This is a genomic window from Caballeronia sp. INML1, from assembly GCF_023631085.1.
Classification (GTDB): domain Bacteria; phylum Pseudomonadota; class Gammaproteobacteria; order Burkholderiales; family Burkholderiaceae; genus Caballeronia; species Caballeronia turbans.
This window is the reverse complement of sequence record NZ_JALQDT010000051.1, coordinates 392,552-414,823: the sequence shown is the minus strand read 5'-3', so window position 1 is coordinate 414,823 and position 22,272 is coordinate 392,552. Positions and strand designations below refer to the sequence as shown.

20 protein-coding genes and 2 riboswitches are annotated in these 22,272 nt (G+C 65.4%); of the genes, 11 read left to right on the top strand and 9 right to left on the bottom strand.

Annotation, left to right across the window (positions count from 1 at the left end; translation table 11 throughout):
* Positions 1-19: 19 nt before the first annotated feature.
* From NCR38_RS18065 to NCR38_RS18050, 4 genes are all read right to left on the bottom strand, one after another.
* Positions 20-262: a DUF1289 domain-containing protein gene (locus NCR38_RS18065; RefSeq protein WP_061115644.1), complete on the bottom strand. Its 243-nt coding sequence runs from the start codon at positions 260-262 to the stop codon at positions 20-22.
* Positions 259-1,557, bottom strand: coding sequence for a cobyrinate a,c-diamide synthase (locus NCR38_RS18060; protein ID WP_061115645.1), 1,299 nt, complete (start codon positions 1,555-1,557; stop codon positions 259-261). Before NCR38_RS18060 ends, NCR38_RS18065 begins: the two co-directional genes overlap by 4 nt.
* 5 nt (positions 1,558-1,562) lie before the next feature.
* Positions 1,563-2,165 (bottom strand): cob(I)yrinic acid a,c-diamide adenosyltransferase, encoded by a 603-nt coding sequence (gene cobO / locus NCR38_RS18055; protein ID WP_061115646.1) that lies wholly within the window; start codon positions 2,163-2,165, stop codon positions 1,563-1,565.
* Positions 2,166-2,455: 290 nt separating this feature from the next.
* On the bottom strand, positions 2,456-2,860 hold the full coding sequence (locus NCR38_RS18050; protein ID WP_250477441.1) for a cobalamin biosynthesis protein: 405 nt from the start codon (positions 2,858-2,860) through the stop codon (positions 2,456-2,458).
* A gap of 108 nt (positions 2,861-2,968) precedes the next feature.
* A riboswitch (cobalamin riboswitch) is annotated at positions 2,969-3,227 on the top strand.
* A gap of 121 nt (positions 3,228-3,348) precedes the next feature.
* On the opposite strand from NCR38_RS18050, the gene cobW reads away from it, so the two are divergent.
* The 4 genes from cobW (at position 3,349) to NCR38_RS18030 (ending at position 9,915) form a co-directional block, all read left to right on the top strand.
* Positions 3,349-4,434 (top strand): cobalamin biosynthesis protein CobW, encoded by a 1,086-nt coding sequence (cobW, locus tag NCR38_RS18045; protein ID WP_061115648.1) that lies wholly within the window; start codon positions 3,349-3,351, stop codon positions 4,432-4,434.
* A 5-nt stretch (positions 4,435-4,439) separates the two neighbouring features.
* Complete coding sequence (gene cobN / locus NCR38_RS18040) at positions 4,440-8,216, top strand: cobaltochelatase subunit CobN (protein ID WP_250477440.1); 3,777 nt, start codon at positions 4,440-4,442, stop codon at positions 8,214-8,216.
* Positions 8,213-9,208, top strand: coding sequence for an ATP-binding protein (locus tag NCR38_RS18035; RefSeq protein ID WP_061115650.1), 996 nt, complete (start codon positions 8,213-8,215; stop codon positions 9,206-9,208). Before cobN ends, NCR38_RS18035 begins: the two co-directional genes overlap by 4 nt.
* A 146-nt stretch (positions 9,209-9,354) precedes the next feature.
* Entirely contained in the window at positions 9,355-9,915 is a 561-nt protein-coding gene (locus tag NCR38_RS18030) for a VWA domain-containing protein (protein WP_086960656.1), read from the top strand.
* Here NCR38_RS18030 and cobJ read toward each other — a convergent pair.
* The 4 genes from cobJ to cobG are packed head-to-tail and all read right to left on the bottom strand — an operon-like array spanning position 9,891 to position 14,170.
* Entirely contained in the window at positions 9,891-11,543 is a 1,653-nt protein-coding gene (gene cobJ / locus NCR38_RS18025; protein WP_061115652.1) for a precorrin-3B C(17)-methyltransferase, read from the bottom strand. The two genes, NCR38_RS18030 and cobJ, sit on opposite strands and share 25 nt — an antisense overlap.
* Positions 11,531-12,259 (bottom strand): precorrin-2 C(20)-methyltransferase, encoded by a 729-nt coding sequence (locus NCR38_RS18020; RefSeq protein ID WP_061115653.1) that lies wholly within the window; start codon positions 12,257-12,259, stop codon positions 11,531-11,533. The genes cobJ and NCR38_RS18020 overlap by 13 nt, the downstream gene beginning before the upstream one ends.
* A complete protein-coding gene (locus NCR38_RS18015) occupies positions 12,256-12,882 on the bottom strand; it encodes a precorrin-8X methylmutase (RefSeq protein ID WP_061116048.1) in 627 nt (208 codons plus the stop codon). Before NCR38_RS18015 ends, NCR38_RS18020 begins: the two co-directional genes overlap by 4 nt.
* On the bottom strand, positions 12,875-14,170 hold the full coding sequence (gene cobG, locus NCR38_RS18010) for a precorrin-3B synthase (protein WP_250477439.1): 1,296 nt from the start codon (positions 14,168-14,170) through the stop codon (positions 12,875-12,877). Before cobG ends, NCR38_RS18015 begins: the two co-directional genes overlap by 8 nt.
* A gap of 33 nt (positions 14,171-14,203) precedes the next feature.
* A riboswitch (cobalamin riboswitch) is annotated at positions 14,204-14,393 on the bottom strand.
* A 76-nt stretch (positions 14,394-14,469) separates the two neighbouring features.
* Between cobG and NCR38_RS18005 the strand changes: the two genes are divergently transcribed.
* From NCR38_RS18005 to NCR38_RS17990, 4 genes are read left to right on the top strand one after another with little or no spacing between them, the layout of a single operon-like run.
* The gene (locus NCR38_RS18005) at positions 14,470-15,681 is read left to right on the top strand and encodes a bifunctional cobalt-precorrin-7 (C(5))-methyltransferase/cobalt-precorrin-6B (C(15))-methyltransferase (protein ID WP_061115654.1); all 1,212 of its coding nucleotides are present in this window, start codon (positions 14,470-14,472) and stop codon (positions 15,679-15,681) included.
* Between the two features lie 18 nt (positions 15,682-15,699).
* The gene (locus NCR38_RS18000) at positions 15,700-16,458 is read left to right on the top strand and encodes a cobalt-precorrin-6A reductase (protein ID WP_061116050.1); all 759 of its coding nucleotides are present in this window, start codon (positions 15,700-15,702) and stop codon (positions 16,456-16,458) included.
* Positions 16,455-17,180: a precorrin-4 C(11)-methyltransferase gene (gene cobM, locus NCR38_RS17995; RefSeq protein WP_061115655.1), complete on the top strand. Its 726-nt coding sequence runs from the start codon at positions 16,455-16,457 to the stop codon at positions 17,178-17,180. Before NCR38_RS18000 ends, cobM begins: the two co-directional genes overlap by 4 nt.
* Before the next feature lie 7 nt (positions 17,181-17,187).
* Positions 17,188-17,592: a DUF4186 domain-containing protein gene (locus NCR38_RS17990; protein ID WP_061115656.1), complete on the top strand. Its 405-nt coding sequence runs from the start codon at positions 17,188-17,190 to the stop codon at positions 17,590-17,592.
* A 107-nt stretch (positions 17,593-17,699) separates the two neighbouring features.
* On the opposite strand, the gene NCR38_RS17985 is transcribed toward NCR38_RS17990, so the two are convergent.
* Complete coding sequence (locus NCR38_RS17985) at positions 17,700-18,449, bottom strand: TerC family protein (RefSeq protein WP_061115657.1); 750 nt, start codon at positions 18,447-18,449, stop codon at positions 17,700-17,702.
* Positions 18,450-18,740: 291 nt separating this feature from the next.
* Here NCR38_RS17985 and NCR38_RS17980 point away from each other — a divergent pair, with 291 nt between their 5' ends.
* From NCR38_RS17980 to NCR38_RS17970, 3 genes are all read left to right on the top strand, one after another.
* Positions 18,741-19,898 carry an OpgC domain-containing protein gene (locus NCR38_RS17980; protein WP_061115658.1) on the top strand — a complete coding sequence of 386 codons (1,158 nt, stop codon included), beginning with the start codon at positions 18,741-18,743 and terminating at the stop codon, positions 19,896-19,898.
* A 157-nt stretch (positions 19,899-20,055) separates the two neighbouring features.
* A complete protein-coding gene (locus NCR38_RS17975) occupies positions 20,056-20,229 on the top strand; it encodes a DUF1328 family protein (protein ID WP_086960659.1) in 174 nt (57 codons plus the stop codon).
* A 127-nt stretch (positions 20,230-20,356) separates the two neighbouring features.
* A complete protein-coding gene (locus NCR38_RS17970) occupies positions 20,357-22,219 on the top strand; it encodes a sigma-54-dependent Fis family transcriptional regulator (RefSeq protein WP_061115660.1) in 1,863 nt (620 codons plus the stop codon).
* Positions 22,220-22,272 lie beyond the last annotated feature (53 nt).

Sequence of the window (22,272 nt, the reverse complement as noted above, 5' to 3'; positions counted from 1 at the left end):
CGATCGAAGCGTGGGCTTTCTATTTCGCGCTTGCCGCACGCCGTGCGAGCAACGCGTCGAATAAATCGAGCTTCGCGGCTTCGTCCATCGATTTGAAGGTCTTGATTTCTTCGCGGCTTCTGAAGCATCCAAGGCATAAGCCCGTTTCCGGATCGAGCTTGCAGACGTCGGTGCAGGGCGAGCCGATGGGTTCCTGCGTCTTTGCGCGCTCGATCGTGAATGCGAGATCGAGCGGCGTGCGAATGTCTTGCGTCGTCGTCATAGTGATTCGCCGCGAAAGAGCGCGGCAGCGGCGGCCGGATTCGACGGCCAGTAAGCGTGCATGTAAGTGGCCGTGACCGGCCCGTGTCGATAGAGCGCTTCGCCCGATGTGCCCGTCGTCGCGTGTTTCGCCTCGAGGACGGCCTGCATCGGCGTGTGCAGAGTCGAGTAATGGAACGTGTGGCCCATCATCGCGCCGTGCGTCGTGTCGATACGCTGCATCGCGAGGCGCGACAGCTTGCGTTGCATTGCGGCATCGCCCGGAAGAATGCCGAGCATCGCGTGCCGTGTGCCTTCGATGTCCGTCAGCGTGTCGAGCAGATAGAGCATGCCGCCGCATTCCGCGACGACCGGCTTCGCTTTTGCAACGTGTTCGGCGATCGACGCGCGCGCGTTCGCATTTACCGCGAGACTTGCCGCATGCAGCTCGGGGTAACCGCCGGGAAGATAGAGCGCATCCGCATCGTGGGGCGCGGATTCGTCGGCGAGCGGCGAGAATGTGCTGATGCGCGCGCCCATCTCGGCGAGCAGATCGACGTTCGCCGGATAGACGAACGAGAACGCTGCGTCGCGCGCAATCGCGATATGCATCCCGTCGAGCAGACGCGGGGGCGCGGGAAGGGTCGTATCGTCGAAATGAACGGGCGGCGGCAGATCCGCGAGCGCGGTTTGCGCGATCGCGTCGGCGGCGCGATCGAGGCGCGCGTCGAGGCCCGCGATTTCGTCAGGCTGCGTGAGACCGAGATGACGCTCGGGCAGCGCGATATCGTCCGCGTTCGACAGATGGCCGCAATAAAGCAGCCCCTCTGGAATGGTCTCCGACAGCATCTGCGCATGGCGCGCCGACGCGACGCGATTGGCGAGCACGCCATGAAACGGCACGTCCGCGCGATAACGCGCGAGCCCGAACGCGATCGCGCCGAAGGTCTGCGCCATGCCGTGCGCGCCGATCACCGCGAGCACGGGCACGTTGAACGCGGCGGCGAGGTCGGCGCTGCTTGGCGTGCCGTCGAAAAGACCCATCACGCCTTCGATGAGAATGAGATCGGCCTCGCGGGCGGCCTGTGCAAGCAAGGCGCGGCACGCGTCGAACCCGACCATCGAGAGATGCAGCGAATACACGCTCGCGCCGCATGCGCGCTCGAGGATCATCGGATCGAGAAAATCCGGGCCGGTCTTGAACACGCGCACGTTCAGGCCACGGCGCGTGTGATGGCGCGCAAGCGCGGCCGTCACCGTGGTCTTGCCTTGATGCGACGCGCTTGCGCCGATGAAAAGAGCGGGGCAGTCGGGCATTGCGTTCAGAACTCGACGCCGCGTTGCGCCTTCACGCCCTGCTCGCGATAGGGGTGCTTCACGAGCCGCATCTCGGTGACGAGGTCGGCGAGTTCGATCAGCGCATCGGGCGCATGCCGGCCGGTCACGACCACGTGCAGCATCGCGGGCCGCGCCTTGAGCACGTCGAGCACTTCATCGAGCGGCAGATATTCATACTTGAGCACGGTGTTCAGTTCATCGAGCACGACCATCTGATAATCGCCGCTTTCGATCATGCGCCGCGCCTCGTTCCAGCCTTTGCGCGCAGTGGCCATGTCGGCCTCGCGGTTCTGCGTGTTCCAGGTATAGCCGTCGCCCATCGTGACGAAATCGCAATGCGCGATCGCGCCGAGGAAATCGCGCTCGGACGTATGCAGCGCGCCCTTGATGAACTGCACGACGCCGAGCTTCATCCCATGACCGAGCACGCGCACGGCCATGCCGAACGCCGCCGTGGTCTTGCCCTTGCCGTTGCCGGTATTCACGATCAGCAGGCCTTTTTCATGATCGGCGGCGGCCTGCTTTTTCTCGTGACCTTCCTTGCGACGCTGGGTCATGCGCAGATGCGATTCGGTATCGGTTTTCACATCGACTCCATTCGAATGGGGTTGCAGCGGGTCTTTGCATGACGAAAGACGGCCGTATCGTACATCAGCAGCGGCCGCGTTTTCGGCTTAATTCTGCGCTAACAGACGGTGGGCATCATGCAGTCACGCAATCACCGACTTCAGGAGCAAGGAAATGGACGCGCTCTATCTCTATCTGGAACTCGTGGCGCTGGCCGTTCTCGTCTGGCTTTGCCGCGATAAGTTCAAGCCACCCGTTGCAAAGCCGCTCGCCGAAACGGCGCGCCCGCGCACCACGGCCAAACCGGTGTTCATGTTCCGTTCGCATCGGGTTCATGCGCCATTGCGACCGCGACAGTTACGCCGCAACCGATCGTCTTTGGCACGATGAGCGTGTGCGCGTTGCCTGCAAGCAGCGCGCATGGCTCGCATACGCCATCGACGTTCATATGTTTCGCCGCGTGATGTGACATCGCCGTGCGAGGCGTGCGCGCGATCTCATCGGCGGTATAAAAGCGCAGCGGCAGGCCATGACGTGCGCAGAAAGCGAGCAAGCCCGCTTCGTTTCGCTTCGCATCGATGCTCGCGACGATCGCGATGTCGCCGAATTCGAGCGTGCCCAGCGCGACGCGCACCGCATGTTCGATCGCATCGGCGCTCGTGTCGCGCCTGCAGCCGATGCCGACGGCGAGCCGCATGATTGCAGGCACATTCATGCGAACGATCGAAGATTTCATGGTGAATGACGAGAGTGCGCTGCGTGGGCCGACATTATGACACCGCGCGAGCGGCGTCATTTCTTGACGCTCGCGCGCGCCGGGCCTAGACTTTCACGCAGTTTTGGTGCTCGCGCGCGGATTCTCTCGTGCGCAGTTAAACGGGAAGCAGGACACGTTCCTTTCGACCGATCGAGCGGACGTCAACCTGCGCTGCCCCCGCAACGGTAAGCGATTCCCCGCGCGCGCGATGTTTTCATCGCACGATCGGGAAGCCGGCTTCGAGGCCACTGCGCGTAGTAACGCGCGGGAAGGCGAAGCGGCGCGGTCGTCAGCCCGGATACCGGCCAGACTTTCACGGAGGATCGCTGTCGCGGGGATGCGGCGCGGCCCATGTTCATTCAAGCGTGTGCTTTCCTTTTTCATGCCGCAGCGTTGCCACGCATCGCGCGACACGAAGCGCACGCATACGAAGCCACGGAGCTACGATGCAAACCCGCAAGATCCCCGTCACGGTCGTGACCGGCTTTCTCGGCAGCGGCAAGACCACACTGATGCGCCATATCCTGTCCAACGCGAAAGGAAAGCGCATCGCGGTCATCGTCAACGAGTTCGGCGAGCTCGGCATCGACGGGGAAATCCTGAAGGGTTGCGGCATCGGCTGCGACGACGAAGCCGGCTCAAAAGACCGCAATCTGTATGAACTCGCAAATGGTTGCCTGTGCTGCACCGTGCAGGAAGAGTTCTATCCGGTGATGGAGCAGCTCGTCGAGCGGCGCGATGGCATCGATCACGTGCTGATCGAAACATCGGGTCTTGCGTTGCCGAAGCCGCTCGTGCAGGCGTTCAACTGGCCGTCGATCAAGAACGCGTTCACGGTCGATGCGGTCGTCACCGTGGTCGATGGCCCCGCTGCCGCAAGCGGCCAGTTCGCGTCGAACCCCGTCGCCGTCGATGCGCAGCGCAAGGCCGATCCGAATCTCGATCACGAATCGCCGTTGCATGAGTTGTTCGAAGATCAGCTTTCGTCGGCGGATCTCGTCATCGTGAACAAGACCGACCTCATGGACGAGGCAGCGCTGCACAAAGTCGAAGCGCTCGTGCGCCCCGAGATCCCGCCCGAAGTGAAGATCGTGCCCGCGCAAATGGGCAGGCTCGACGTGCATACGCTGCTCGGCCTCGGAGCTGCATCGGAAGAAACGATCCATCTGCGGCACGATCATCACGGCTCGCCCGACGAAGAAGGCCATGCCGATCATCATCATGACGCGTTCGATTCGGTCGTCGTTCATGGCAGGGTCGAATCCCGCGAGCAGGCCATCGCGGCGTTGCACACGCTCGTCGAGCATCACACGATCTATCGCGTGAAGGGTTTCGCGGCATTGCCGGGCGCGGCGATGCGGCTCGTCGTGCAGGGCGTAGGACGTCGTTTCGACAGCTATTTCGATCGCCGGTGGCAAGCCGATGAAGCGAAGACGCAAAGCCGCTTCGTGCTGATCGGCGAAGACCTCGATCGCGACGCGCTGCAACGTGCCTTCGACGCGGCGCTCGCAAGCGCCTCCGTGCAGGCGTAACAGCCATGCATCTGCTTCGCACGACACCGGGAGGCTTCGTCGACGATGCGCAAGGCGTCATGCGCATCGAGCAGACACGTGCGCCGATCGTGGTGCTCAGTTCCGCCGACACGACGCTTGCGTTGCTCGCGAGCGTCTTTCCGCGACTCGAAGCGGGCTTTCCCGACGTGCGGCTCGCGAATCAATCGTTTTTACGCCAGCCGGCATCGGTCGATTTCTATGTCGACGACGTGTTGCGTCACGCGAGGGTCGTGATCGTCGATCACCTCGGCGGCGAATCGTATTGGCCCTATGGCATCGAGCGGCTCGTCGCGCTCGCGAAGCAAGAGCAACAGATGCTCGCTATGTTTTCAGGCGATCTCACGGAGGATCCGAATCTCATCGGCAAGAGCACGGCGGATGCGGAGTTTTGCCGCGAGCTGTCGCGCTATCTACGCGAAGGCGGCGCGCGCAATGCGGAAGAATTCCTGCGCTCGATTGCGCATCGCGCGTTCGGTTTCGGGCGCGAACCGCAACCGCCGAGGCCGCTGCCCGCGGTCGCGATCTATCATCCCGAACGCGATACCGCCGCCATCGAAGACTGGCAGGCACGATGGACAGAAGGCGCACCCGTCGCCGCGATCCTGTTCTATCGCGCGCACTTGCAGTCGGGCAATACCGCCGTGTTCGATGCGCTCATCGAAGCGCTCGAGAAAGAAGGCATGAATCCGCTGCCGATCGCAATTTCATCGCTGAAGGAAAGCGTGAGCCGCGAAGTCGTCGAACGTTTATGCGCGGAGCATCGCGCATCGCTCGTGTTGAATACGACGGCCTTCGCCGCGAGCGTGATCGGGCAAGACGAAACGTTCGAAGTCGCGGGCGATGCGCCTGTGCTCCAGGTCATCCTGAGCGGCGGCAATCGCGACGACTGGCAAAAGGACAATCACGGCCTGAACTCGCGCGACGTCGCGATGCATGTGGCGCTGCCCGAAGTCGATGGCCGCATCATCACGCGCGCGATCAGTTTCAAGGGACTCGCTTATTACTGCAAGCATACGCAGGTGGACGTGGTGCGCTATCAGGCCGATGCGGAACGCGTGCGCTTCGTCGCCGAACTGAGCCGCCGCTGGTGCAGGCTGCGCCAGACGCCGAACGCGCAGAAGCGCATCGCGCTCGTGCTCGCGAACTATCCGGCAAGCGAAGGGCGCATCGGCAACGGCGTGGGACTCGACACGCCCGCATCGACCATCGGCATTCTGTCGATGCTCGCGCGCGAAGGCTATCGCGTGGGCGACATTCCAGAGACTGGCGATGCGCTCATCGCCGCGCTGACCGAAGGCGTCACGAACGATCCCATCGTGCGCGACTTGCGGCCCGCGCTGCAAAGTCTTTCGGTCGATGAATATCTCGATGCGTACCGCACGCTGCCCGCCGATGCGCGCGCCGCGCTGGAAAAGACCTGGGGCGCGCCCGAAGACGACCCTACGGTGAGACGCGGCCGCTTCATGATCTCGGGCTATCGTTGCGGCGAAGTCTTCGTGGGGATTCAGCCTTCGCGTTCGCGCGAACGCAACGATTACGCGAGCTATCACGACGCCGAACTCGTTCCGCCGCATTCGTATCTCGCGTTCTATTTCTGGTTGCGTCTGCGCTTTCAGGTGGATGCGCTCGTGCATGTCGGCAAGCATGGCAATCTCGAATGGCTGCCGGGCAAGAGCATCGCGTTGTCGTCGTCGTGCTGGCCCGATGCGATCCTCGGACCGATGCCGCATCTTTATCCGTTCATCGTGAACGATCCGGGCGAAGGCAGTCAGGCGAAGCGCCGCGCGCAGGCCGTAATTATCGATCATCTGATGCCGCCGCTCACGCGCGCCGAGAACTACGGGCCGTTGCAGGATCTGGAGCGTCAGGTCGACGAATACTACGAAGCGCTGATGGTCGATGCGCGCCGCGCGAAGCTGTTGCGCAAGTCGATCCTCGCGACCATCGTCGAGAACAGGTTGCACGAAGAACTTGGCCTCGATGCGCCACGCGACGTCACGAGCGAAGACGCCTTGCTCACGCGCGCCGATGCGTATCTGTGCGAGTTGAAGGAAGCGCAGATTCGCGACGGGCTGCACGTGTTCGGCGTATCGCCGCAAGGCGTGCAGCGCCGCGACACGTTGCTCGCGCTCGGCCGCTTTCCGATCGGCGATGGACAGGGCGCGAACGCGAGCCTCATCACGGCGATCGCGCGCGATCTGCAACTGCCCGATCACTTCGATCCGCTCGACGCCGACTGGGCGGCGCCGTGGAGCGGGCCGCGCCCGCGCGCGCTCGTCGAAGTGAACGATGCGCCGTGGCGTCATCAGGGCGATACGCGCGAACGCCTCGAATCGTTAGCGACGCAACTATTGTCAACTGACGATGCCGCCGCGCCCGGTTCGCATACATCGCTCGTGCTCGAACGCTTGCGCGGCGACGTGCTCGCACGCCTCGACGCATGCGGCCCGCAAGAGCTTTTGCAACTCAAGCGCGGCCTCGAGGGGCGTTTCGTGCCGCCGGGTCCGAGCGGTTCGCCATCGCGCGGCAGGCCCGATGTCCTGCCCACGGGCCGCAACTTCTATTCCGTCGATACACGCGCATTGCCGACGCAAGCGGCCTGGTCGCTCGGGCTCAAGTCGGCGAACGCGCTGGTCGAGCGTCATGTGCAGGATCACGGCGATTTTCCGCGCGCGATCGGCTTGTCGGTGTGGGGCACGGCAACGATGCGCACCGGCGGCGACGATATCGCGCAGGCGTTCGCGCTGATTGGCGTGCGGCCGAAATGGGCGGCGGGCAGCCATCGTGTGACCGACTTCGAGGTTCTGCCGATATCGATCTTCAACCGGCCGCGCATCGACGTGACGCTGCGCGTATCGGGCTTTTTCCGCGATGCGTTCGCGAACCTCATCCATCTCTTCGATGCCGCCGTGCAGGCCGTAGCCGAGCTCGACGACGAGACCGACGACGTCAACCCGATCCGCGCGCGCATCCTGCGCGAACGCGACGAATTGATCGCACGCGGCATCGAAGGCAAGGAAGCGCGGCGGCGCGCGGGCTGGCGCGTTTTCAGCACGAAGCCGGGGGCCTATGGCGCGGGTTTGCAGGAACTGATCGACGCAAGACAATGGCAATCCGACGCGGATCTTTCCGCGGCTTATCAAAGCACGGGCGGTTACGCGTATTCGCAGACGGGCGATGGCGTCGAAGCGCGCGCGACCTTCGGCACGCGGCTTTCGACGCTCGATGTCGTCCTGCAGAATCAGGACAACCGCGAACACGATCTGCTCGACTCGAACGACTATCATCAGTTTCAGGGCGGCATGGTCGCGGCCGTGCGTTATTTATCGGGCTTGCAGCCGCAGGCGTATAACGCGGATCACAGCAATCCCGCCGCGCCGCGCGTGCGCACATTGAACGAAGAGATCGCGCGGGTGGTGCGTTCGCGCGTCGTCAATCCGAAGTGGATCGATGGCGTGAAGCGGCATGGCTACAAGGGCGCATCCGAACTCGCCGCAACCGTCGATTATCTTTTCGGCTACGACGCCACCGCGCGCGTCGTGTCGGATCATCAATACGCGCTCGTCACCGACGCCTATGTGAACGACGCCGACACGCGCGACTTCATCACGCGACACAATCCGCACGCGCTGCAATCGATCTGCGAGCGCCTGCTCGAAGCGATGCAACGCGGCCTGTGGCAGGAACCCGCCGGCTACCGCGAGCAGATAGAACGGCATCTGCTCGATGTCGAACAAAGCATCGAGGGCCGACACAATTGAACCCGCTCACTTTTCCCTTCACCGCGTTAGTCGCACAAGCGCCCTTGCAGCAAGCGCTTTTGCTTGCGGCAGTCGATCCCTCGATCGGCGGCGTGCTCGTCAGCGGGCCGCGCGGCACGGCAAAATCCACGGCGGCGCGCGCACTCGCGGAACTGTTGCCCGAGGGAAAGCTCGTGACCTTGCCGCTCGGCGCAAGCGAAGAGCAGTTGATCGGCACGCTCGACATTCAAAGCGCATTGCGTGACGGCGGCGTGAAGTTTTCGCCCGGCCTGCTCGCGAAGGCGCATCTCGGCGTGCTGTATGTCGATGAAGTGAATCTTCTGCCGAATCCGCTCGTCGATCAGTTGCTCGATGTCGCGGCGAGCGGCGTCAACATCGTCGAACGCGATGGCATTTCGCACCGGCATGACGCGCGCTTCGTGCTGATCGGCACGATGAATCCGGAAGAGGGCGAGTTGCGCCCGCAACTGCTGGATCGTTTTGGTCTGGCTGTGGAGATGAGCAATTGCTTCGATGCGCTCGTGCGGCAGCGCATCGTCAAGTCGCGGCTTGCATTCGATACCGATCCCGATGCGTTTCGCGCGCGGCACGCGACCGAACAGGCGTCGCTGGCCGAGCGCATTCATGCGGCGCGCGCGGCGCTCACGCAATTCGATTTCGACGATGCGGTTCATGCGCGCGTGAGCGAGCTTTGCATCGAGGCGCATGTGGACGGCTTGCGTGCGGACATCGTGATGCTGCGCGCGGCGCGGGCGCTGGCCGCGTTGGAGAATGCAGCGAACGTGGCCGTAACGCATGTCGAGCGTGTCGCCGATGCGGTGTTGAAGCATCGCCGGCGAGAAGCCGGATCGCCTTCACGCGAACCGGCCGGACGTGAACCCGCGCCGCGGGATGCGAGCGCGGCGGAATCCGACTGGGGCTACATGCCGCCGGAGCCGGCCGGAACCGCGAAGGTCAAGGAAGTGAGGTCGCTCGCCGCAAAAAAAGCCTGATCCATCGAAGGCGAGACGCGGATGCCCTCGACGCAGGGCGTCGCCCTCGATGGAACGAATCGCGCACGAAAGGCCGCTACGCTGGGCGCGAGGGTGACGCGAGCGCGTCGATCGACTGGCTGTCCACGTTGCGCGCGAAGCGGTCGATGCGTTTCGAGGCGCGGCATCTTCGCTATCGACGCACGCAGGGCGAGGGCGCGGTGCTGCATTGCTTTCTCCTCGATTGCTCCGGCTCGATGCTCGCGGGCGAGCGGCTTGCGCGCGCGAAAGGCATGCTCGTTGCGTTGTTCGATCGGGCCTATCGCGAGCGCGCGAAGATCGCGCTCGTGTGCTTCGGCGGCGGGCGTGCCGAAGTGCGTCGGCAGCCGGGCGTGGCGCATTGGTTCAATGAACGCTGGGTCGCGCCGATCGGCGGCGGTGGCGGCACGCCGCTTACGCTCGGGTTGGCGAGCGCCGCCACGGTGCTCGAACGCGCGGCAAGACAAAGACCGTCGCAACGGCGCTGGTTGTGGGTGCTGACCGACGGGCGCACGAATGAAAAGCCGCAGGCGCCGGCGTCGGCGGATGAGATCGTCGTCGTCGATTTCGAAGAGGGTTCGATTCCAGCCGGACGCGGCAAGGCACTCGCGCATGACTGGGGCGCACGATACATCACCGCCGATGCGCTGAGCGAAGGCGATGATTACTCATACCATCGCGGCGTATAGACCCAATCACCGACTACACGCGTGGTCGATGAACCGACGATCACCATCGTCCGCATATCGACGAGTTCGCTTTTCAGTTCGCCAAGCGTGACGACGCGCAACGCTTCAGCCGGGCGTCCGATGTCTCTTCCCAGCACGACGGGCGTGTGCGGATCGCGATAACGCTTCACGATGCCGATCGCACGATCGAATTGCCACGGCCGCGCTTTCGACAGCGGGTTATAGAACGCCATCACGAGATCGGCTTCGCCCGCATGCGCGATGCGTTTCTCGATCACGCTCCACGGCTTCAGGTTATCCGACAGCGACAGCACGCAGAAATCGTGGCCCAGCGGCGCGCCTGCACGCGCGGCGGTCGCGAGCGATGCCGACACGCCCGGCACGATGGCGAGTTTCACCGCGCTCCATTCGGGATGCGCCGCGTGGCCTTCGTCCAGTGCTTCGAGCACGGCGGCGGCCATCGCGAAGACGCCCGGATCGCCCGATGACACCACGACCACGCGCCGTCCCTCGCTCGCCAGTTCGAAGGCGTGACGCGCGCGTTGCAGTTCCTCGCGGTTGTCGGTCATGTGCACGCGCTGATCGTCACGGAAAGGACCAGCCATGCGCACATAGGTTTCGTAGCCGAGCACGTCTTGCGCTGCGACGAGCGCGGCGCGTGCGGCCGGCGTCATCAGTTCCGCGCTGCCGGGGCCGAGTCCGATCACGGTCAGCGTGCCGCGCGCACGCCCGATCGATTGCGCGTCGATGGGCGCATCGCTTACGTGCAATGCGATGCGCGGCGCATCGCCGGCGTCGAATGGCGCGGCATCGCAAAAGCGCAGGGGCACATTCAAGGCATGCGCGGCGTCTTCCAGTGATCGCGTCGTCATGTAACGCACAGGCGCTGCCAGGGCCGCGAGCGCAAGCGGCGATAGTCCCTGCGCGCGCATGACCGCACGCATGCGTTCAGCGACATCGTCATCGGGCGATACATGCCCGATCCACGCGAGCACGCAACGCGGATGGATCACGAGATTGTCATCATCGTGCGCAGCGAAGGGCGTGATGCGCACGGCAAAACGCGCATGGTCGGCGCGGGGCAGGTCGGCATCGTCGAGCCAGGGCGCGTGGCCTTCGATGCGCGTGGCGTCGCCCGCGAGCAGACCGGACACGAAGCGCTTGCCTTGCTCGATATCCGCGAGGGCGTAACCTTCGGGCGGCGCGAGCAGACATTGACCGAAGCGCAGTTCGCCGCTCGTCGTGATCGCGGGCGCGACACCGAGCGCAGTGCCGATTTCGCGCGCCAGCACGTTCACGCCGCTCATGCCGCCGAGCAGCGGGACGACCGCGCTGCCATCCTGTGCAACGGCGAGCACGGGTGGTTCGGCGCCCTTGTCGGCAAGAGATGACGCGAGCGCGCGAATCACGATGCCCGCCGAGCACAGCGCGACGACCGGCGTGCCCGATGCATACAGCGCGCGCACGTGCGCCCCGAAGTCGTCATACGCGATGTCCGCGTTCACGCGGCGGGCGAGGCCATGCACGCGCGATTGCTGGAATTTCGCCTGAATGCGCCGCGCCGTGTCGAGCGCCCCCGCACCGAGCACGACGATCGCCATCGGCATGGAAGAGCTCACGCGCGCCATTTCTTCCCCGGCACGACGAGCAGCGAGAAATACGGCGACGCCATCGGATCGACTTCATCGAGCGGCACGATGCGTTGATTGGCCATCGTCGCGCGCTCGACGTATAGCGCGCGTTCATCGAGTCCGAGCTCGCTGAGAACGCGCCGCACCTTCTCGAAGTTGCGGCCGAGCTTCATGATGACGGCCGCGTCCGCCGCTTCGAGACGGCGCTTCAGATCGTCTTCCGGCAACACGCCCGACAGCACCGAGAGACTCTGGTTGCGATACACGAGCGGCACGCCCAGCACCGCGACGCCGCCGAGCATCGAGCATACGCCGGGCACCACATGCGCATCGAAGCGTCCGGCGAGACGGTCGTGCAGATACATGTACGAGCCGTAGAAGAACGGATCGCCTTCGCAGATCACCGCGACATCGCGCCCGGCTTCGAGATGACCGGAGATCGTGAGCGCGGCTTCGTCGTAGAACGCGCTGATGATCGTCTCGTAGCAGAGCGGCGGTTCGAGCGCCTCGGTCGTCACCGGATAGACGAGCGGCAGCCGCGTCTGCGTATCGTCGAGATGCGATTCGATGATGCCGAACGCATTGCCCTTCTTGCCCTTCGCGACGAAATAAGCGACTACGGGAGCTGACTTGAGCAAGCGCAGCGCCTTCAGCGTGATCAGCTCGGGATCGCCCGGGCCGACGCCCAATCCAAAGAGATGCCCGCGCATCATTCGGCCTCCGAAGCAAGTGCGTTCGCCGCCGCTGCCGCCATCGCGCTGCCGCCGCGGCGGCCGAGCAGGGCGACGAAGGGCACGCCGCGGCTATCGGCGGCGAGCATCGCCTTGGATTCCGCCGCGCCGATGAAACCGACCGGAAAGCCCAGGATGAGCGCGGGTTTCGGTGCGCCGGCATCGAGCATGTCGAGCAGATGAAAGAGCGCGGTGGGCGCATTGCCGATCGCCACGATCGCGCCTTCGAGATGCGGCCGCCACAACTCGAGCGCGGCGGCCGAGCGCGTGTTGTTCATCGCGCGGGCGCGTTCGGGAACCGATGGATCGCTCAACGTGCAGACGACACGGTTATCGGCGGGAAGCCGCGCGCGCGTGATGCCTTCGGCGACCATGCGCGCATCGCACAGGATCGGCGCGCCGGTTGCGAGCGCGCGTCGGCCGGCGATGCCCGCACCGCAAGAGAAGCGCAGATCGCTCACGATATCGACCATGCCGCACGCATGGATCAGGCGCACCGCGAGCTTTTCAAGATCGGCGGGAATGGCGGCGAGGTCGGCTTCGGCGCGGATCGTCGCAAAGGACTGGCGATAAATCTCCGCTCCGTCGCGGATGTAGTCAGGCATCGGCATGGCTCCGGGCGAGCCGTCCGGCCGCCTCTTCGATGGTCAGATCGTGCGCAACGGTTCGTGCGCCGCGATGTAGGTCATAGCGCCCCGGCGCGACTGCATAGAGCGTCACCGGGACCGGATGCGCCGCCGCGCACGAACGCTCGCAGCCGCTCAGATGCACTTCGCCTTCATCCGAAGGCAGAAGCGAAGCGAGGCGATGCGCGTCCGCTTTGGTGTCGGCGCGGCTTTTCGCGCAGCCTTCGGAGCCCGCGCACGCGATGAGGCGCGCGAGCGGTTCGCGCGGGTCGATCGCAAGGCCGAGCGCGTGAAGGCGCTGCAGTACGTCATGCGCGTCATGCGCAGCGATGCCGGGTATCAGCACGCTTTGCCACGGCGTCATCGTCAGGCGGCCTTCGGCTTGCGTGTCGGCGATATCGGCGAGGGCTTCGAGCGTGGTCGCGTCGAGGCGTCCGAGGGGTGTTTGCGCGCCTGCGTACCACGTCGCGCGAAACGGCTCCGCGTGGGCGCCGAGGCGCAGCGATGCATCGGCGGGTCCGCGTCGCCAGTTCTGAACGGCTGCATCGACATCGAATGCTTCGAGAAAGCGCGCGACGCCGATACGCGCGAGCAGATCGCGCATACGATGCTCTTCTGGCGTGGCCAGCGCGAGAAACCTGCGCAGCACGCCCGACACGAACGTCACCACATCGCTGCGATGAATCGCGCCGGACGGACGCTGCCGCATCGTGCCCGCGAAGCCGAACGCGAAGCGCGCGCCATCGTCGATTGCGCAAAGCCACAGGTCGTGTGGATGATCGAGCATCGCGAGGCGCTCGCCGGCATCGAGTTGCAGCGCGAACTTGGGCGAGAGCGCATGAAGCGATGCGTCGGCCTGCATCGCGTCGATGATCCGATCGGCGAGCGCGCGCGTGTCGTCGCTCGCGAGCGGACTGAGCATCACGTTGCGGATGTCGTCGGCGCCGGCCGTCGAGGGGCCGAGGCCCGCCTCGAGCGCAATGTCGATCAGCGCGGCGTGGGCGTCGTCGCGGATGCCGCGCAACTGCAGATTCGCGCGATTGGTCACCTCGATCACGCCGGAGCCGCATTCGCGCGCCGCCCGCGCAACGGCCCGCGCCGCGTGCGCGCTCGACACGCCGCCCGCCAGTCGCAGGCGCGCGAGGCCGCCGTCCCGCGCGGGCACGATGCGCATCAGGCCCGGGCACGCAAAAGCGCGCGGCGCGGTCGTGAGCGATGAGCGGTCGAATGAAGTCAAAAGCGTGACCCGTTGGGCTTCGCGCGTCATGAGCGAACCGGTACACCCCGCCCGGTCGGCGTCGCGCGAATGCGGTGAGTCGGCAGGTCTCTTGGCTGGCAGGTCTTCATTCGCGCCGGCCTTCCCGGTAGAAACCAGTGGCAGTGGAGCGCGGACTCGCTGCGTACAATTGCGGGGGCAGCCACAGTTTTCTGTGTTCCCTCTTAGGCCCTGGGTCTCTTCGACTCCGGGCACCGACGGACCTGTATTATGCCCGCTTTTATCGACCATCCAGGCGCTTCAGGGCCGCCGCCCGAAGCGCATTCCAAATCGCATGAAGGAGGCCGCGCATGTCGAACTGGCTGACCGTGGTAGGGATCGGCGAAGATGGCTGGCACGGCCTGTCCCGCGTCGCGCGCCGCGCGCTGCTCGACGCCCAGTCGATTCACGGCGGCGAGCGCCATCTCGCGTTGCTGCCGGCGCGCATTGCCGCGAGCCGTGTGCCGTGGCCTAAACCCTTTTCACTCGACGCCGTGCTCGCCGGACGCGGCGACGGCAAGACCCGCATATGCGTGCTCGCGAGCGGCGATCCGATGTGCTTTGGCGTCGGCGCGACGCTCGCGCGTGAAGTCGCCAACGGCGAAATGCGCGTCATTCCCGCGCCGTCGTCGCTGTCGTTCGCGGCGGCGCGTTTGCACTGGGCGCTGCAGGATGCCGTGTGCGTATCGCTTGTCGGGCGGCCGGTCGCGTCGCTGCTCGCGAGCCTGCATCGCGGCGTGCGTCTGCTCGTGCTGAGCGCCGACGGCGCGACGCCCGCCGCCGTGGCCGCGCTCCTGACCGCGCATGGCTTCGGCGCGAGCCGCATGACCGTCTTCGAGCATCTGGGCGGGGACGAGGAGCGCCGCATCGACGAACGTGCCGACGACTGGCGCGAGCCCCTCGTCGCCGCGCTCAATCTCGTCGCGATCGAATGCCGCACGCACGCCGGGCACGCGGGTCCGCCGCTCACGCCGGGCCTGCCCGACGACGCTTATCGTCACGACGGCCAGCTCACGAAGCGCGACGTGCGTGCCGTGACGCTCGCGCGCCTCGCGCCGCAACCGGGCGAACTCTTGTGGGATGTCGGCGCGGGTTGCGGCTCGATCGGTATCGAATGGATGCGCGCGCATGGCGCGTGCCGCGCGATTGCGATCGAAGCGAACGAAAGCCGGCAGCGTCTCATCGAGCACAACCGCGACGCGCTCGGCGTGCCCGCGCTGCAGCTCGTGAAGGGCGAGGCGCCCGACGCGCTCGACGGCCTGCCCGCGCCTGACGCCGTATTCATCGGCGGGGGATTGACGGTGCCGGGCGTGCTCGATGCGTGCTGGGCGCGCCTGCGTCAGGGCGGGCGGCTCGTCGCCAATGCAGTGACGCTGCAAAGCGAGGCGGCGCTCGTCGAATGGCGCGGGCGGCATGGCGGCGAGCTGACGCGCATCGGTGTCGCGCAGGCGGAGCCGCTCGGCAGCTTCGATACGTGGCGTCAGGCGCTGCCGATCACGCTGTTGCATGCGAGCAAGCCGTGACGAGTCATGCGTAAGGAAATGCCGGGAAACTCGAAGCGCGTGCTGCTGCTCGGCGGCACCGGCGACGCGCTCGCCATCGCGCGCGAACTGCCCGCCGCGCATGTCTACAGTCTCGCGGGCCTCGGGCGCGTGCCGGGCGACCTGACGTGCACGGTGCGCGTCGGCGGCTTCGGCGGCATCGACGGACTTGCCCGCTATCTGCGCGCGGAGAACATCGCGCTCGTCGTCGATGCGACGCATCCGTATGCCGCGCAGATGAGCCGTCACGCGCACGCCGCCTGTGCGCTCGCGGACGTGCCGCTCTGGGCGGTGCGACGTCCCGCGTGGCAGCCGCAGCCGGGCGACGACTGGCGCGATGCCGCCGACTGGCGCGAAATCGTGGCGCGTATCGCGGCATTTCAACGGCCGCTTTTCACGCTCGGGCGCGAGGCGCTCGCGCATCTGCATGAAATTCCCGCGTCGCAGCGCTGGACGGTCCGCTGTCTCGAAGCGCATCCGGGCAACGAACGCGCGAAGATCATCGACGCGCGCGGCCCGTTCGATCTCGAAGGCGAGCGCGCGCTGTTCGACGCGGCGGGCGTCGATGTGGTCGTCAGCAAGAACAGCGGCGGCCGCGCGACCGAAGCGAAGCTCGCCGTCGCGCGCGAACGCGGCTTGCCGGTCGTGATGCTCACGCGGCCGTCGCTGCCGGACGCGCACAGAACGTTCGACGACGCCGCGAGCGCGCGCGACGCGCTGCTGCGCTGGCTCGACTCAATCGACACATCGGAAACATGACGATCTATTTCATCGGCGCGGGGCCGGGCGATCCCGAACTCATCACCGTCAAGGGACAGCGGCTCATCCGCACGTGTCCCGTGATTCTCTATGCCGGCTCGCTCGTGCCGAAGGACGTGCTCGACGGGCATCGCGCGGCGAAGTGCATCGACACGGCCGAGCTCGACCTCGACGCCATCGTCGCGCTGTTGCAGGACGCGCACGCGAACGGGCAGGACGTGGCGCGCGTGCATTCCGGCGATCCGTCGCTCTACGGCGCGATCGGCGAGCAGATCCGCCGGCTCGACGCGCTCGCGATTCCCTACGAAGTCGTGCCGGGCGTGACGGCGACGGCGGCATCGGCGGCGGCGCTGAAGCGGGAACTGACGTTGCCGGGCATCTCGCAGACCGTGATCCTCACGCGCTACGCGACGAAAACGTCGATGCCGGAAGGGGAAAGTCTCGCGGATCTCGCACGTCATCGCGCGACCCTCGCGATCCATCTCGGCGTGCGGCATATCGAGCGCATCGTCGCGGACCTGGTGCCGCACTACGGCGCGGATTGTCCGGTGGCGGTCGTGTTTCGCGCGAGCTGGCCGGACGAGACGCGCATCGAAGGAACGCTCGCGGAGATTGCGTCGAAAGTACGTGCGGCGGGCGTGGAGCGCACGGCGATGATTCTCGTCGGCCGCGTGCTGGCCGCCGACGGCTTCGCGGATTCGACGCTCTACGCGAAGGACTGATCACGCCATGCGCGACCTCGACACCGTGTTCGACGCGCTCGCGAAATCGGCTTTCCGGCGGCGTTTCGCGCTCGGCGTGCGCGAGGGGAAATATCTGCGGGAAAAGGGCGTCGACACGGTGATCGCGCAGGCGCATGAGTTGATCGGCAAGCGGCTCGCGCCGCAAGCGCCGTTGAACGACGGCAAGCAGACGCCGTTTCGCGGGCATCCGGTGTTCATCGCGCAGCACGCGACGGCGACGTGCTGCCGTACGTGCCTCGCCAAGTGGCACGGCATCGCGGCAGGCAAGGCGCTCGACGACGCCGGGCGACAACATGTCGTCGATGCGATCGCGCGCTGGCTGCGCGCGCAACCGCTGCCGGCTGCGAAGGACGCCGCGCCCGACAATCCGCAGCGCGAATTACCTTTCTGATGCGCCGTTCAGCGTGACTCGTCCGGCGGGCAGGACGATGGCGCAACAGGCGCTCCCGCGCACGGCGCCGGGTGAGCGCTAGCCGCGTTCGCGAGCAAGGGCGCCGTTCATCGCGGGCCCGGGGCTCGTCGTCCCCTCGCCCGGCGAGACAGCATGTTCAGCCCCTCGACCAGCGCCGAGAACGCCATCGCCGCGTAGATGTAGCCCTTCGGCACATGCGTGCCGAATCCTTCGGCGATCAGCGTCATCCCGATTACGAGCAGGAAGCCGAGCGCGAGCATCACGATCGTCGGATTGCGCTCGATGAAGCGCGACAGCGGGCCTGCGGCGAAGAGCATCACGGTCACGGCGGCGATCACCGCGACGAACATGATCGGAATGTGCTCGGTCATGCCGACCGCGGTCACGATGCTGTCGATGGAAAACACGAGGTCGAGCAGCAGGATCTGGCCGATCGCCGACAGCGGCGTCAGCGACTTGGCCGATTCGGCGCCGGCATGACCGTCGTCGTCGTGCGTAACGTGGTGATGGACTTCGGTCGTCGCCTTCCAGACGAGAAACGCGCCGCCCGCGATGAGAATCAGGTCTCGCCATGAGAAGCCGTGACCGAACGCTTCGAAGATGGGCGTTGTGAGCCGCACGATCAGCGCGACGGTGCCGAGCAGCCCGAGCCGCATGACGAGCGCGAGCGCGATGCCGATGCGCTGCGTGCGCTCCCGGTGCGCCGCAGGCAGCTTGTTGGTCAGGATGGAAATGAAGATCAGGTTGTCGATGCCGAGCACGACTTCCATGACGACGAGCGTTGCGAGCGCGGCCCAGGCGGCGGGATCGGCGAGAAGGGCGACGAGATAGTCCATGGTCCGGGGAATGATTCGACAGGTGAGGGCGAGATATTAGCCTGATCGCCGCCGATAGTGAAAGGAACTTGAAAACTTCATGCAAATCGTGATGCTCAAGCCGCGGTGACAAGCCCACCCGTCGTCGCGCTGTGGTCGTTATCGGTCGCAAATACCGGAATTAAAACGATTATTTGCGCCTGTTCTGATGATGCGCCGCCGCATTTACGGGTAAACTCCTATGCTTTCGTGCCGCGTGTCCGTGGCCGCCGTCCAACTTCCTGTCGCCAGGACACACCGAACTCAAGCCGCATGCAGGGAAAATCACAACGTCTCGTCGAGCTGGACTTCTTCCGCGGACTGGTGTTGCTCATCATCGTCGTCGATCATATCGGCGGCAGCATGGTGTCGCGCTTCACGCTTCATTCGTTCGCGCTGAACGACGCCGCCGAAGTCTTCGTGTTCCTCGGCGGTTTCGCCACGGCGACGGCGTATGGGTCGCTCGCGCAGCGACGCTCCGAAAGCGTGGCCCGCGTGCGCTTCCTCAAACGCGCGTTCGAGCTTTATCGCGCGTTTCTGGTCACCGCCTCGCTGATGCTCGTCGCGTCCTTCCTGCTGCGGCCGTTTTTCGGCCACGCGCCGAATCTCGCGCTGCATGACCTCGACAGCCTGATGTCGCAGCCGCTTTCGTCGATCGCGCAGATTCTCACATTCGAGCGCCAGCCGTATCTTGCCGCCGTTCTGCCGATGTACGCGCTCTTCGCGCTCGCCGTGCCGCTCATGCTGCCGCTCGCGCGCAGCAAGCCCTGGCTGTTGCTGGGTCTGAGCCTCGCGTTGTGGGCCTTCGCATCGCAGATTGGCGAATACATGCCGTCCGTCGATGACAACCTGTGGGATTTCAATCCCGCCGCGTGGCAGTTGATGTTCGTGCTGGGCGTTTTGGCGCGCTGCCAGCCGGTTTACCGGCGAGTGAGCACGAACCGCTTCGGCTGGATCGTGAGTGCGGGCGCGGTCGCGTTGATCGCGGGCATGGCGTACTACAAGCTGCTCGTGCTGCCGCCCGTGCTGGATAGCGCTTTCAAGCGCGATCTGGCCGGACCGCGCGTCGTCAATTTCCTGGCCATCGCGTGGATTGCAGCGAATCTGGCGCGTTACGGCGTCGTCAAGGCCGTGGCGCGTCGTTTGCCGTGGGTCGGCGCGTTGGGGCGTGACGGCATGGTGTCCTTCGTTGCGGGGACGGTGATCTCGCTCGTCGTCGATTCGATCCTGTTCACCCTCACCGATGGCCTCGTCAACGTGCCAGCCGGCCTTGCCGCCGATGCCATCGCGATCGGCGCGCTGCTCGCCGTGCCGCACGCGCACCGTCGGGTCGCGACGTGGCTCGGCACGCGACAGCCGGCGCCGGTAGCCACTGCCGCGCGTGCGACCGTCGCAGCAACCGCCGACACTCGGGCGCGGGCGGTACGCTGAGAACGCTATTCAGACGGGCAGTTCGCTGCCCGCTTTTTTCTGAGCCGATGCGCAACTAACTGTCGAATTTTCTCGTCGCACGCGACAAAAATCGACGATGACCGTCATGGCATGCAGCTTGCACGCTGAAGGCAGTTCAACACACAACGGACTCGTCATGCTGAAGCTCGCCATCCTGTTCGCAATCATTTCCGTCGTCGCCGGTTTCTTCGGTTTTACACGTGTGTCATCCGGCGCGGCGGGCATCGCCAAGATTTTTTTCTTCATCTTCTTGATCCTGTTCGTCGTGTTCCTGGTCATCGCGATCACGGCGGGTTCGCTCGTGCTGTAGCGCCGGGAACGTCGGAAACGCCGTGCGGGCGCGTCTGCGTGCTTCCTCGCATCGACCCGCACGCCGCGACGGTGTTACATTGCCGCGAGAGACAAGCGAGCGACAGTGAACCGGAAAGGAGGAGGCGATGCAGCATGCCATCGGCGCGGCCTTGCAGCCTGCGCAATGCGACGTCATCCGTCATTCGCACGAGCGCTCCGCCACATTCGGGTTGTGCGAGACGATGCGCCCGGATTACGCCGTGCTGTCGGGCGCGGAACTCGCCGTCAAGGTCGGCGAGAGCCGCGCGCTCTTTGCGCACGCACTGCCGGTGATGGAAACGCTGTATGCGCAGATCGCCAATACGCACAGCATGATCGCGCTGACGGATGCGAGCGGTCTTATCCTGCATTCGCTCGGCGACGACGATTTTCTCGCCCGTGCCGAAAAAGTCGCGCTGAGGGCGGGCGCGGTGTGGAGTGAAGCGCATCAGGGCACCAACGCCATCGGCACGACGATCGCGGAGCGCACCGCCGTCACCGTTCATGGCGACCAGCATTATTTGCGCGCCAATCATTTCCTCAGTTGTTCGAGCGTGCCGATCCTCGATCCGCACGGCAATCTCTCCGGCGTCCTCGATGTGACTGGCGACCGGCGCGGCTATCACCAGCACACGATGGCGCTCGTGAAGATGTCCGGGCAGATGATTGAGAACCGCCTGATCGCGAGCGCGTTCGGCGACGGGTTGCGCATCCGCTTTCACAGCCGGCCCGAGTTTATCGGCACGCTGATGGAGGGCCTCGCCGTATTCGATCTCGACGGCCGCCTTCTGTGCGCGAACCGCAGCGCGCAATTCCAGCTCGGGTTCGAACTGGCGCATCTGCGCTCACAGACGCTCGAGGCGCTGTTCGGCGAGCGCGTCGACTCGCTGATCGCGTGCGCGGGCGACGCACCGTGCCGTCTCGAACTGCATAGCGGCGTCGCGGTGTTCGCGAGTATCGAATTTCATGCGCGTCCGGCATCCAGCGTGTCGCCTGCGACAACCGCGATGGCCGTGCGCGAGCAAAGCGGGTCGAGCCTCGCCGATCTCTGCACCGGCGACGCGCAGATGAACGACATCGTGGCGCGCGTGCGGAAGGTCATCGGCAAGAACATCGCCATTTTGATCGGCGGGCCGACGGGCGCCGGCAAGGAAATGCTCGCACGCGCGATTCACCGCGATTCGCCGCGCCGCACGGGGCCGTTCGTCGCGGTGAACTGCGCGTCGTTGCCGGAGACGCTGATCGAATCGGAGCTTTTCGGCTATACGCAGGGCGCATTCACGGGCGCGGCGAAGCGCGGCGCGATCGGCAAGATCGTGCAGGCGAACGGCGGCACGCTCTTCCTCGATGAAATCGGCGATATGCCGTTCGCGATGCAAAGCCGCTTGCTGCGCGTGCTGCAGGAACGCGTCGTCGAGCCGCTCGGCGCGGCGCGCGCGGTGCCGGTCGATTTCACGCTCGTCTGCGCGAGCAACCGCCGGTTGCGTGAGTGCGTTGCGCAGGGGACGTTTCGCGAGGACCTGTATTACCGAATCAATGGCCTTTCGGTGACGCTGCCGCCGCTCGCGGAACGGACGGATCTGCGCGCGGTCGTCGACGAGATGCTGCGCCACGAGCGTTTCGCGGGCCGCATCGTCGGCATCGATGACGACGTGCTCGCGCTCTTCGCGCGTCATCCGTGGCCGGGCAACTTCCGGCAATTGAGCAATGTGCTGCGCACCGCGTCGGCCATGCTCGACGATCACGACACGCATATCGGTGTCGAACATCTGCCGCATGATTTTCTCGATGAGCTCGGTGAAGGCGGTTTGATCGAAGACGCGCCGCTGCCGGTGAGCGGGGCGCGTCTCGTGGATATCGAAGCGAGCGCGGTGGCCGCGGCGCTCAGGGCGCACGGGGGCAATGTGTCGGCGACGGCGCGGGCGCTCGGCATCTCGCGTACGACGTTGTATCGGAAGTTGCGGGTTTGACGACGCTTCGGTTTTTTTTGCTCGGCCAGCGAGATTGCCGTGGATGGCTGGTT